Source organism: Paenibacillus eucommiae (assembly GCF_017874215.1).
Taxonomy (GTDB): Bacteria; Bacillota; Bacilli; order Paenibacillales; family NBRC-103111; genus Paenibacillus_AI; species Paenibacillus_AI eucommiae.
The window spans coordinates 116784-130342 of the sequence record NZ_JAGGLB010000011.1; the positions used below are offsets into that span (position 1 = coordinate 116784).

Annotated in this window: 7 protein-coding genes; all 7 read right to left on the minus strand. The window is 45.0% G+C overall.

Features of this window, described 5'->3' with window-relative positions:
- Nucleotides 1-170 precede the first annotated feature (170 nt).
- On the minus strand, nucleotides 171-1307 hold the full coding sequence (locus J2Z66_RS17075) for a response regulator (protein WP_209972662.1): 1137 nt from the start codon (nucleotides 1305-1307) through the stop codon (nucleotides 171-173).
- The gene (locus J2Z66_RS17080) at nucleotides 1304-4459 is read right to left on the minus strand and encodes an ATP-binding protein (protein WP_209972663.1); all 3156 of its coding nucleotides are present in this window, start codon (nucleotides 4457-4459) and stop codon (nucleotides 1304-1306) included. Before J2Z66_RS17080 ends, J2Z66_RS17075 begins: the two co-directional genes overlap by 4 nt.
- Nucleotides 4460-4660: 201 nt before the next feature.
- Entirely contained in the window at nucleotides 4661-6571 is a 1911-nt protein-coding gene (locus J2Z66_RS17085) for an alpha/beta hydrolase family protein (RefSeq protein ID WP_209972664.1), read from the minus strand.
- A gap of 61 nt (nucleotides 6572-6632) precedes the next feature.
- Nucleotides 6633-8177, minus strand: a complete 1545-nt coding sequence (locus J2Z66_RS17090; RefSeq protein WP_209972665.1) for an extracellular solute-binding protein — start codon at nucleotides 8175-8177, stop codon at nucleotides 6633-6635.
- Between the two features lie 134 nt (nucleotides 8178-8311).
- Complete coding sequence (locus tag J2Z66_RS17095) at nucleotides 8312-9214, minus strand: carbohydrate ABC transporter permease (RefSeq protein ID WP_209972666.1); 903 nt, start codon at nucleotides 9212-9214, stop codon at nucleotides 8312-8314.
- Between the two features lie 14 nt (nucleotides 9215-9228).
- Nucleotides 9229-10149 (minus strand): ABC transporter permease subunit, encoded by a 921-nt coding sequence (locus tag J2Z66_RS17100; protein WP_209972667.1) that lies wholly within the window; start codon nucleotides 10147-10149, stop codon nucleotides 9229-9231.
- Nucleotides 10150-11002: 853 nt separating this feature from the next.
- Nucleotides 11003-13339 (minus strand): helix-turn-helix domain-containing protein, encoded by a 2337-nt coding sequence (locus J2Z66_RS17105; RefSeq protein WP_209972668.1) that lies wholly within the window; start codon nucleotides 13337-13339, stop codon nucleotides 11003-11005.
- Nucleotides 13340-13559: the final 220 nt, after the last annotated feature.

The following is a 13559-nucleotide window of genomic DNA, read 5'->3' on the forward strand; positions in this document are numbered from 1 at the left end:
AGCACAGCTATGATTACCTCCTAATTTTACTAGAGTGTTATGCTTCCAAACTGAAAAGAAAGCGCTTCATGTCAGGTATTGTCGAAAATCATAAGGAACAACTAAAAAAATACGCAAAAAAAACAGCTCATCCTGCAGCAGGAAAGCGGTTCCCCAATTACCCAAACCGTTCAGAACATCGAAGACGGACTAGCAGAGATACGAGAGAAATCCAAATCCTGCTCAGACGTTCCTCCTGATTGATCAGTTAGTTCCAGCGCGAGCTTATGATATGCCAAAGCATCCGCTTCTCTTTTCATAAGCAGCAAAAGCGCAATCATCTTTGCGTGAAGCCGCACATCAAGCGGGAGCAGTTGAGCCCATTTCTGCATTGGACTCAAAGCAATTTCATAGCGCTGCTGCCTGACATAGATATCCACCATGGCTTCCAGCAGCTCGGTATAGCTTAGTTCAAGCTCGGCCTGGCGGGGTGCCGCCCATCCATATCCGCTCCCAGCTAAATAACCACTTCCGTATAGCTGAATGGCCTGTATAATATGCGTCAGGGATGCATGCTGCTTATATAGCTGATATTCTTTTTCGTATGCTAGGACATCATCAATAGCAATGGACCAGCGCAAAAAATAGCTGCCGCCAGCCGTCTTCGTCTGCCCCACAGTGTCTTGCAAACCGCAAGCTTCAAGATCCTTCCGAAGCTGATACACCGTCGAGTGCAGTGTGACCTGTGACCGCTCCACATCACGTCCCTGCCAGATTTCATCCAAGATCTGAGACTTACTAACAGGATTTCCCCGATAATGATGCAAATAGGCAAGCAGCTCCCTTCCCTTTGAATTGCGGAAGTGTACAGACTCGCCATTATCCTTCATTACTGCGAAAGGGCCAAAGCTGCGGACTGAGATGCCTCGCTTGATGTTCCCTTCTTCGGCCTGATGACGGCCGCTCCTCTTAACGAAGCGGCTCAGCGTCCTGGCCAGATCGTCCTTCGTAATCGGCTTCAGCAAATAGTCCAGCGCCTCCACATCAAAAGCATCGCGGGCATATTCCTCATAAGCCGTAAGGAAAGCTATATGGATTTCCGGTCGAAAAGCGCGCAGTCGACGTGCCAGCTCCAGTCCATGAAGACCAGGCATCTCCATATCAAGCAGCACCAAATCGATCGGTTCCGACGCCATTAGCGCATGCTCCAGAAAAGCATTAGCCCGATCGAACAAGCCGCAAACCTGCACTTCATCGCATGCTTGCAGCAGTTGTCCTATTCGTTTGAGAGCGGGCTGCTCATCATCCACCGCTATCACCCGGATCATATGTGCCCCTCCATTTCATTATCGGCTAGCGGAACACGCAGTGTGACCTTGGTGCCGCTTCCGGTTTCACTCTCGATCTCAAGCCCGCTGCCATAGAGGCGAAGCATTCGCTGATGAATATTCCTCAGTCCGACGCCGCCTTCCCCCTCAGCTTCCTTCGAGAGATTCTCCAATGCTTCTGCGGACATTCCCGCTCCATCATCTTCGACGGAAATAACAGCCATATTGTCTACGACGCGGATCGCCACTGTCACTGTACCACCTTCTTCATCTTTCATTACACCGTGTCTCACCGCATTTTCCACCAGCGGCTGTAGCGTCAGCGGCGGGAGCAGGCAATCTGCGGTTTCCTCTACCTCATAGCAAACATGCAATCTACTGCCGAATCGTGCGCGTTCGATCTGGAGATAGGCCTCCGTCAGCTCCAGCTCTTTTCGCAGTGGAACCAGCCTTTCCTTGCTTTTAAAATCAAAGCTGCCCCGCAAGTACTTGCTTAGATGCAGCAGCAGATCGTGAGCCATTTGCGGCTCCTCCAGTGACAGCGAAATAATCGTATTCAGCGCATTATAGAGAAAATGGGGCTTGATCTGCGCCTGGAGAAACGCCATCTCCGAACGGACTGCGTCCTCCGCTGAGCGTTTCATCTCCAGCAGCGTACGCGCTCTCGCACACAGCTCATGAGGATGAAACGGCTTTGTCAGGAAATCACTCGCTCCCACTTCAAAGCCGTACATCATATCTTCCGGCTCGTTCCTCACCGTTGTCAACAGTATAGGAAGCTCAGAGAGTGTAAAGCTTCGGCGAATGCGCTGGCAAGTCTCATAACCCGACATCCCAGGCATCATAACATCCAGGATGACCAGCCCAATCCGGCGTTCACCACTATCAAGCATGGCCAGCGCCTGCTCGCCTCCAGACGCAGTAAGCACCTCGTAAGGCTCGTCCGCCAATGCAGCCATGATTACCCGCAGATTGACAGGATCATCGTCGACGGCCAGAATCGCTTGCTTTCGCTTGTTATCTTTATAAGGGACTTGCGCTGCTGCGGCCAACTCAGGCCATCCCGCCGGGAGGCGGGCAGCAGCTGCTCCATCAGCTTTCCCGTAAACTTCCGGCCGGGATTGTGCCTCTCCGTTAACACTCATTTCCCCTTCATAGACTGGAACCGTAAACGAAAAGACAGACCCCTTGCCAACCTCCGAAACGACTGCAATCTGTCCCCCATGCAGCTCTACCAATCGTCTGGCGATGCCGAGTCCAAGTCCCGTCCCTCCATATTCTCTGGCTACCGACGTACCCGCTTGCTCAAAAGATTGAAAAATCAGTTCCAGCTTATCTTCCGGAATTCCGATACCGGTATCGGTAACAGCAATATGCAGCATACTCCCGGCAAGCCAGACCGATACCTTGACCTGACCTTCCTTAGTAAATTTTATCGCATTGCCGATAAGATTGTACAAAATCTGAAGCAGTCGGCTCTCATCAGCCAGGGCATAAGGAAGGGTCTCTTGGGACTCCTGGACTTCTTCGGAAACCGACAACTCCGGCCATTCCAGCAAAAGCAACACTGGCTTATCCCCGATATAGTGGCGAAGCACCTCTTGCTGCGCCGACACCAGCGCACGGATATTGACGGGCTTTAGCTGCAGTTGAATACCTCTATTCTTCAGCCGGGACAAGTCAAGAATATCATTGATCAAATTGGACATGCGGCGAGACACCGCAGTGACGACCTCCAGCTGCTCCCGTTGAATTTCATTCAGCGGACCCGCCTTTCCTTCGGACAAAGCCAAGGTAAGATTCAAGATGCCGTGCAGCGGCGTTTTCAGCTCATGTGAGGTGTTAGCGAGAAATTCGTCTTTCATTCGGTTGATGACTATCAACTCCTCCGACATCGTTCCAATAGTGCGATAAGCATTGGTGAATCGCCTGGCGAGCTCCATCGCCTCAATAAAGACAAGCATAATAAAACCGTAGGGTACAAGCTGCATATCGATCCAAATGATCTGACCATCACTGTATAGGATATCGTGAATGGCGGTAGTGGCGAATATGAGCCACCCTGACAACTGGAGCAATGCACCACTTCGTCCTCGCCACATGGATAATAAGAAACCATAGATGATGTAAGCAAAACTGAACATCGATACAAGCTTGAAATAATCGATCAAACTGGTATACAATTCGGTAGGAAGAAGTAAGACGCTTCCCATAAAGCCGCATCCGGTCCAGACAAGCAGCTTGATAACAAAGCTGTTAAATTCCTTCGGATACAATTGCCGCACAAACAGCAGTCCCATCGTAACCCCGCCATAATAAGTGAGATACTCCAGCAGGATCATGAAACGGATATCTGTATTTGGAAAAACATGAACCAGGTACATACCACCCACAACCCATAATCGGATTGCCCCCAGTAGACAGCAAATACCGAAATACAAAGTCGATCGTTCCTCATGACGCAGCAAATAGACCGCTATTTGATACAAACCGATCAACGCGCAGCCACCGAACACAGCCATATCGATAATCCAATTGCGCTCCTTCAAATCCAGCATATTCTGCTCAGTACCCAACGTTAGACTATACCAAATGCCGCCTTGTGGATAAAGATTATTGGCGATTTGTATGAGCAAATCGAACTCTCCTACCGGAGGATTGAAAATAACAGTTTTCGGCAAATAGACAGGGTGCATCGCTTCCCCTTCCACTGCGAGTGTCCCCGTCTCTGCGATGATTTGTCCGTCTACAATAACCTTATAAGCTGGCGCAATAGCAGGAATTTGCAGACCAAGCGGACCGGTATCTCCCTGCGTCAGTACCTTTAGATGATAGGTTGCATAGCCGTGCCCTGGCATTCCGTAATGCTTCCACTCTCCAGGCACCTTCGCGAATGAGTCTGGATTTTCAGGATTCCTGCCACGTACATCCGTAGTCGTAAGCAGCCGCTCCCGATGAAAGGCCCATGTTCCATTAAGCCGAACTACTCCATCATGGCCCAAGTTCCAATCTCGCAAGTCCAACATACCATCCTTCACTCTGGGCCCAGTCTTGTCAGCCGATAATCCGACGACGGGCATAGACAAGACGGCAATCAAAACAAGCAGAATAGCAAAAAGCACCACGAACCTAATTCGCCGACTTTGAACCATGCCCCCCTCTCCCCTCGGTATCCACATAATATTTGAAATAAATATTCGACATCCTTCTGTATTCACCTGCAAATTGAATCTCCTCAATTGTAAAATAAACCCCACAACCAGCTAACTACGCAGGGTTCGGGGTTTATTAGCTGCCATGAACTGGGACTCGCAGAAATAATTCCATGATAATTATTGGGCAGTCTTTAACTGCTACAGATTGACATACCTTAACAACCCAGGAATAAGGTAACTATATATATCGTAATCATTGTAGTATTTGGATTTCACAAGCTCCCTCATACTCTCTCCGCACTCTCCACATTCCATCAGGCGAACACGATCGTCAACTAGATTGGCAAGGCGCGCATAGAAATTCATACGGCCAACCGCATAGGCACTGATCGTTCCAGATGCATAGCCAAGCTGTTCCAACAATTCAAAAGCTCTAAGCAAGTCGTATACCCGAATAGCAGCCAAACTGTCATTCAACCAGAATAAATCTGCAGTCAGCTTATGCAGCGTACCGAACTGATGAAGAATCGGATAATTATTAATCGGATTGGGAGCAGCAGCTCCTGTACCCGTTACATCCAGAATGAATACGGCTTCCCCCTGCTTGCATTGACTCTGAATCCATGTAAAATGCTCGGCACTGCGAATAGTCCCGCCCTCCCATAGAGCTATTGTTACTCTCTTGGCCATTTGGGCTTCACGAATATCTTGAAAAAGAAAGCCATGGTTATACACCCCTTCCTGGCTGCGCCAAAACAGGCTCTCCATCCGTAAATTACCGACATGGCCATAAGGTATAATCCGGGGGTTGAGCTCGACCTTCACCCTATCCTGATAGATTTGCTGATGCAGCCATTCCAAGCCCGTGTCGCTGAAGAAGCTATCTTTCTCAAACAACTGTTCCAACTCGTTCATATAAGCAGCATTCTCTTCATGAATGCCTCTCACCGAACTGAGCCCGTTCATCGTCTTGCCTTTTGGTGTACACCACAACGACTGGTGCTCCAATAAAGTTACGGCCATCTGAGAAAAATCAGGAACCCGCTTCAATAAATGTTTTGCAAAAAAATCAGCCGCAGCTTTAGCCATCGGCACTGTATACTGATGAGTTGAATCGTCTACGAATAATTGAAGATAACCCCCTGCATGCTCCTTTTCCCAAAACTTCTTTGCACGCTCATAGGTGCGTATGGTTCCTTCAATTGGAAAAAAATCAGAGGCTGCAGCAAGGATTAAAACGGGTCTGGGCACCATGGCCAAAAGAATATCCTCATGATCGAGACCATGACTTGAAAACCCGGGCCATATTTGTTCCGCATCCTGAGCTTGACCAGCCAGCATATAAATTTCTCTATCCATAATAAAGGTGGCTGGAGCCGCAGCAGCGATTCTTGGGTCAGCCAGCATCAGCATGGCTGTTTGCATACCGCCTCCCGAATTGCCAGTTACACCGATCCGTTTCGGATCTACCTCTGCTCGTTCACTCAAGTAATCTAAGGCACGCATGGCATCGTGAAGAAAATACCCTGCCAATGGTTTGCCAAGCAACAGAGATTGCACACCTGCATATTCATGATCAGTCGTAGGTCCTTCAATCAATACTTTCTCTAGATCAGCTTCATAGTAATTTTGCCTCTCTCCCTGACCGATGGGATCCATCGCAAAGACAAGTAATCCCGCCTGAACCAGATATTGACAGACCGTCTGATATTCATCGGACTGCTTGGCATTATCATCATGACCGCATAGAAATAATACCGCAGCGCCAGGTAAAGCCAGTCCATCCGGAATATAGAAATTAGCCGTTACCATATGACCAGGCCTTGATTCGAATATGATATTCTCTATACGATAGCCAGCTGCTTGCAAAGTATTAGTAACCCGGGCTTCCAAGGGGGAATCTGAGCCGGGAAGCTCCCCCATTCCCTTCAAGAAAGCTGTCCGAATGTACTGTTGTCTTTCCATTAATTGCTCCTTATCAGCAATCGCTTCTCTAGCCAGTCTACCCTTAGCGAAAGCTGCTTTCGAGCGGTTATACACATGATCTCTCAACTGATTGGCGGTATCATAATAATGCATTCGAAATTGGGATAGCTGATCAATTCTCATGATTCCAAATCTCCTCATTCATAAAGTAAGAGGGGGCATTCACATAATGCCCCCAATTGGGTTAATTTCCGCCTGTAGCTTTCCAAGCATCTACTTGTTTTTGAATTTCTGCCAACACAGTTTCCAGTCCAGCCTTGTTCAGCCTGTCCTTGTACTCCGCTATTTTGCCGTCCAAATCTTTCGACATGAATAGGGGCCGCGTCTCCGGCGTGATCGCTTCTATCTGTGCCAATTCTTTCTTTACAGGTGCAGAATCAAATACAAATCCAACATAAGGAGAATATTCCGCTTTATCAATGGCGGATTTGAGTCCGTCCAGTACAGCCTGACTGTTCCAGTTGGACGGCCATTGATCCCATAAACTTCCGATCCAAGGATGCCATATAGCCCAACCCATCTGATCTTTCGTTTTCACTGTTGGATTATCGGTACCTTTTCCAGAAACATAATCCCAATCCTGACCTTCTATCCCGTAAGCAAACTTGTTGAACAATTCTTTGTCAGCGTACAACAGATTGAGCAGCATCATCGCCCGCTCAGGGTGCTTGCTTGTTTTGCTAATATAGTTGATAGCACCACGTATGCTTGATCCAGTAACCAGATTCTTATAATCAAGCGGGCTTGCCACCATAGGTGTTGCAAAATCCGTAGATATTTTAACAAATGAAGCGTCATATATACTATAGCTGGTAACCGCATACCGGCCAGTTTTAAATTCAGCTACACTATCTGTTCCCTCAACAACCTTTTTCGGTATATAGCCCTTCTCATACCAATCCTTCTGGATTCTGGTTACATCCAGCCATGCCTTGCTATCGAGCAGACTTTTCCATTTACCATCTGTTGTATCATATCCAATTGTTGGAGTTATCTTATCAAAGGTTTGCGGCATACCGAAAACACCCAAGTATGGAATGAGATCCGGTTCATTTTCTTTCAGCATTTTCAGAACCGGTTCGAGATCCTTAAAGTTATGAATACTCGCATAATCAATGTTATATTTGTCTACGATATCATTGCGAAAAGCAAAATTTGGCGTCTCCACCCATGCACTCGGGTTAGCAATCCCATACTTTTTACCATTGCTTGTAACAGCTTGCCAAGCCTTATCCGGATTTTTTTGGATAATATCCTTGCCATATTGGTTGAGTAAATCATCCAGTTCCAAAGCAATACCACTGGATACGTTTTGGCTGAAGCCAATAGAGCCAAAATCGCTAAATATATCGAATTCTTCACCTGCCGCAGACGACACCTTAATTTTTTGGGCATAAGTGGACCAGTCCACAAATTTAAAAACGAGATTCACATTGATTTTTTCTTTTAAAATCTCATTCAAATATTTCATCACCTTATCCTCATTCGGACGCGGGTCCAGTGGCGGCGGCATGTACCAAGTGAGTGTTACGAACTCCTTCGTGTCCATGCCTGCACTTGAACTATCCGTACTATTCGGAGAGCTTGTAGAAGCATTCTCTGGAGAAGGAGCTGCCGAATCCGTTGGGTCTGTATTGGTTTTGCCGCTGCAACCTGCAACAACCGTTAATGTAAGAATAAGTATAAAAAGTGACTTGAAGTACGATTTGTTCATTTTCCTTTTTGCCAAAGCAAAGACCCCCTAGATTGAATTTTTCATTTTGCCCTGTAATCATTGTAAGCTGAGCAAGATCTTTTGTCTGTAGAGCTATATGTGAACGGCATCTCCTCTTAATCGCGCTTAAGACAAGCTGCCGGGTTGACCTACCCTTTGACGGAACCCACAGTCAGTCCTCTTGTGAAAAACCGCTGAAAAAATGGGAAAACCAGCAGCAAAGGACCTACGGCAAGTACACACATGGCCATCCGAAAAGTATTCTGAGGAAGCATTGAGCTCGATAAGCTCACATTGTTGGACAAGCTGAGAAATTGAATACTGTTGAGCATTCGATGAAGCATTGCCTGCAGCGTCAATAACTGGTTGCTATCCGTGTACAAAATACTTGCGAACCATTCGTTCCAGAAGCCTAGTGCCGAGAGCAGACCGATTGTTGCTATAGCAGGCGCTGATAACGGAATGACAATCCTTGTAAAAATCCTGAATTCCCCGGCACCATCGATTTTGGCAGATTCAAAAATAGCATCAGGTATACTCTTCAAGAATCCTTTGACCATTAAAATATAGAAAGCATTAACCAAAGCCGGTACAAATAAAGCGAAGATCGTATTGTGCATACCGAGCCACTTCGTCACCAGAATGTAAGTCGGCACAAGTCCGCCTCTAAATAACATCGTAAAAAAAACATAGAAGGAAAGAAAATTGCCATAACGATAATCCTTGCGGCTTAACACATACCCCATTGTGATCATCAGCCAAAGACCGAGTACGGTTCCCGCCAAAGTTGTTATAATAGTCACAGTATAAGAACGAATCAATTGTGTACTGTTCTGAGCTATCAGCTCATATGCGTTTAATGAAAACCCCCGGGGCCAAATCCAGTAACCTTCGCGGATCAGCGAAATTTCATCCGATATAGAGGCCATCAATATTATAATGAAAGGTACGACAATGAGCGCACATAAAATAATAAATATAAGATGAACGAAAAAGTTATAGCTTCTATGTTCTTTCTTTAGTCTGCCTGTTTTTTCAACTGAAATGCCCATCTGCATATCCACCTTTAAAATATTTTATCTTCTTTGCTGATTTTTCCAATTACATAATTGGACAAGATGACCAGCGTAAAGCCACAAATAGATTGTACCAAGCCTGCCGCGGAGGACATTCCGAAATCGCCAAGGACACGAAGTGCCCGATATACGTAGGTATCAATAACGTCCGTTGCTGGATATAACATGGCACTATCTTTGGGAACGCTATAGAACAAACCGATATCAGCATAGAAAATATTTCCGATGGACAGAATCACCATGATGATGATAATCGGGCGGATCATAGGGATAGAAATATGAATAGCCTGTTGAAACCTGCTCGCTCCATCCAGCTTTGCGGCTTCATAATACTCGGAATCAATCCCCATCAATGCTGCAAAATACATCAATGCCCCATAGCCAAGCAATTTCCATGCATTCACGGCAACTAAGATAAACAGCCAATACTTCGGCTCATTATAAAACATGATCTGCTCCCCACCGTAGGCCGCAATGATCTTGTTGACAATTCCGAGTTCCGGATCAAGAAAACCATACACAGCGTAAGAAACCACGATCCACGAAATAAAATAGGGTAAAAAAAGCAAGGTCTGATACGTTTTACTAGCCCTCTTTCCGAGTTCGAACAAGAGCAGTGCCACCGTAACTCCTACTATTACATTGATGATGATAAATAAGCCGTTCATGACTATAGTGTTGCGTACAATCCCTATTAAGTCTGAATTCAATAAATATTCAAAGTTTTTCAAGCCAATCCACGGACTGCCCCAGAATCCCTGACTGAAATTATAATCTTTAAACGGAACCATCAAACCATATAAAGGTACATAAGAAAAAACGAAAATGTAACAAATGGTTGGCAATGCGAGCAGGGTAAGCCCCCAGCTGCTTTTAAAATATTTGAAGCGTCTGACTATTGTTTTGTTCATGCTCTTTACAGCCTCTATTCATTTCTAAATTTGTAGGAGCAACATTGTGCAATCATGCTATCGTGCTATCGGGCAAGAATTTGCTGCTGTACAAAATTTATTATGCTGGGTATAACGAACAGATGGAACTGCAACTTCAGAACCGGAGCTGTATATTTGTACTGTTTTTTTTGCATTTCCCTGTAATAATTGCATATTTAAGTTGTTATTAGATTTGACGATAGGCGGAGGGAATGGCTGTGGGCTCCAGCCGCTGTTAAAGATTTGTTCCCTTGAATGGTATACATAAGGAGGTAGGAACAAATCTTTAAAGGCGGACGCTACCGCTCTCCCTCCCACAGCCATTCCCTCTTTCAGATGCAATCACACGAACACAAGCTCAAACGGACAGCCAGCCAGGCGCAGGCGCGGGAGATGAAGAGCCCGCGCAGTTGAGGAGGAGCTGATGTTTTAACGATGAAAAACATCGTTAAGTCGAGCACGCTCATTTCCACGGAGGGCGGGGCTGCCACTAACGCTCATCAAAGCTGCACTGTGTAATCGAGAATTTTTCACTCCAGGAATTATCCCAAAACTTATATTTTCTGGCCACAAAAAAAGCCCGATTTTCCATGAAAGACATGAAAATTCGGGTTTTTTGGATCTTACGGACATGAAGTACGTTATTCGCCTTGGCTAGTGGTAATTCAGCTTCTTTTTATCCAAATAGGGGATCTGATGTCCGTAAGCTTCCCTAAATAGGGTGAATTACGGCAAATAAGGTCTCTGGTGTCCGTAACGATGATCTGCGCCCACCGCCCCTTACTTGGAATGTTTAAGCTGTCTATTCCAGATGTTTGATGTGAATATATAGTCAATCTGTACCATCCCGAAATTTATTGGCATATTCCTTAGGTGTAATTCCATAACGACTTTTGAACAATTTATAAAAATAGGACTCGTTCTCATAGCCCACCCGAAAAATAATATCGTACACATTCATATTGGAGTTTTCAAGTAGTGCCGCGGCTTCCTTCATGCGTACTTCGTTAATGCAATCGGCTATAGACATCCCCGTTCCATCCTTGAAGATTTTTGCAAGCCTTCGCGGGTGAATCTTTAGTTGCGTGGCGATGAAATCGGCACACAGCGTGTTTTCCGGATAAGTCAATTTAATCATATTATAAGCAGTTTCCAGCACAAAGCTTTGATTCGATGTTTCATCATTTTTACTGCCATTCACGATAGGGTTCAAAATGGATATTAGCTTTGCAAAGCACTCCTCTATCGTTTCATAGCTTCCAATAGACCTTAATAATTTCAGGATATCTTTGCCGGTTTCCTCATGATTTTGCTTGCCATTATGAATCAATGAGCTTCTTATCACATTCAAAAGGTGCATGAAAGATAGCGTCATGTGCTCATAGCTTATCCCCTTAAGCTCGGCTTGGATCAGGCCTAAGGATTGTTTAATGCCGGATAGATTCCCTGTTTGAATATTATCCAGCAAAGCCGTTTCAAGCTTTTGAGAGTACGTAGTTTTGCTGGTTTCCTTGTTGGCCTTCAACCGCTTGGGTGTAATAAAGCTGCCATGTCCCAAAAAAAAGCGATAGGAAGCATCATGCAGCAAAGTCTTATAAGCTCCCGGCATATTCCCGACACCTTGAAAAATAGGACTCATCGAAACAGTAACAGACAGTTTGTAATATTCGAGCATGAAATGCTGTGCCTTTTGTACCTTATCCTCTAGTGCTTCTGGCCAGCCCGTTTCAAAGCTTCCGCATGGAAGCATCAATACGATGTCGTCATCGTGCATTTCAGCAACTTCCGCGTGGCTCACTTCTCCATAGGATTCAGTGAACACATTGAATAAGGCATACTTTAGTAAATTCCGGTCATACTGGTTATAGCTTTGTTGAAAACGCTCATATTCGTCAATTTGGACGAGGCAAAGGCAATAGGCTCCATCAAAAATAAGCTTCAACTTATATTCTTCGCATGTTTTTTCAAACAGCTCTCTGGAAGACAACCCTTCTCCTAATAACATATTTTTTATAAAATATGTTTTCATCAAAGCATGATAGTTCTTTTTTTCTACATCATATTTCTTTAGCGTGTTTATGGACTCGTCATAGTTACTGCTGAGGAATAAAATTTCATCGTTCACCTGGCTTTGATTGGATTTGACCGTTACCTGCCGGACCAGCTTCTGGATTGGATTGTAAACGATGCCCGATACCAGGATAGAAAAAAACAACGCCACCAGCACGAAAATAACAAAAATAATCCACAAGAAAATACTCAAAGTATGAAGAGATTGGTAGACCACTGCGCTCGGGCGTATTTTGAAAATCGTCAGCCCTTGTTCCTTTAAATTCTGATAGCTTATCACATAATCCTGCATGTTCAACTTCTGCTCAAAGGAACCTTGATTGCTCTGATCTTTATTAGTTTCACGACCATAAGCAGCGAGCAGCGATTGACGCAAGCTCTCATCAGATTCGCTGTTATCCAGAAAGCCGCTAGTATCGCTATAGATGTAGACACTTTCACCGATTTTAGGATTAACCATATGGAGCAAATCGAGATTGTCTCTGATCCAATTGGCATTTACGTTAATGACCACAGCGTAATCAATCTTTGCCGGTTCGCCAGAATCTTGATAGAGCAAGTACGTGATGATCTTTTCATTTACGGTCTTATCTCCGAATGAATGATCGATTAAGCGAAAAATCGGCTTCATGCGCGGAATTTTCGGGTAGTCGGCAATCATTTGCTTGAAACCCGTATCATCGTAGTACATCTGCTTACCAGCATAATAGTACTGGCTTTGGTATTCATTATAAAAACCGATGGAATGGATAAACGAATTTGAAGCAATAACGGAGCTTGTTACCCGGTTCAAGCGGTTGTAAATATCGTCGTAATCCAGATTGCCCGTAGCATTCAGCAACGCGGTTGTGTCTGGATTTACGAACAAATATTTAGCGGCATTTTTAATGGTTGAGTCCATTAATTCAAAATTAAACCGCACTTGATTTAATACTTGCATATTGCTTTGAGATTCTATTCGCGTAATGGTTTGTTTGCCATAGATATACAAAGCCATGGTTAAAGCGCCGATCAAAATAACGGTCAAAAAACTAATGGAGAACACAATACGAAGATAATATTTTTTCCGATAAAAAAAAGATGGTTTGAAGATCTTCATAGCGCACCTCGATTTATAAAGAAAATATGCTATCAACTATACGCTATCCATCGGAAATATGTAAGAGAAACAATCCGTTTTGTGCAATAAGTACAGGATCCTGCACAATATGCAGTCTATATGTGCAGTCCTGATCGTTGGCAGCAGCATCATTAGCAGAAGAAAGCTGCTTACATCTACCCGCAGATGCAGGCCACTCATTTATGGGTGGTCAGATTTT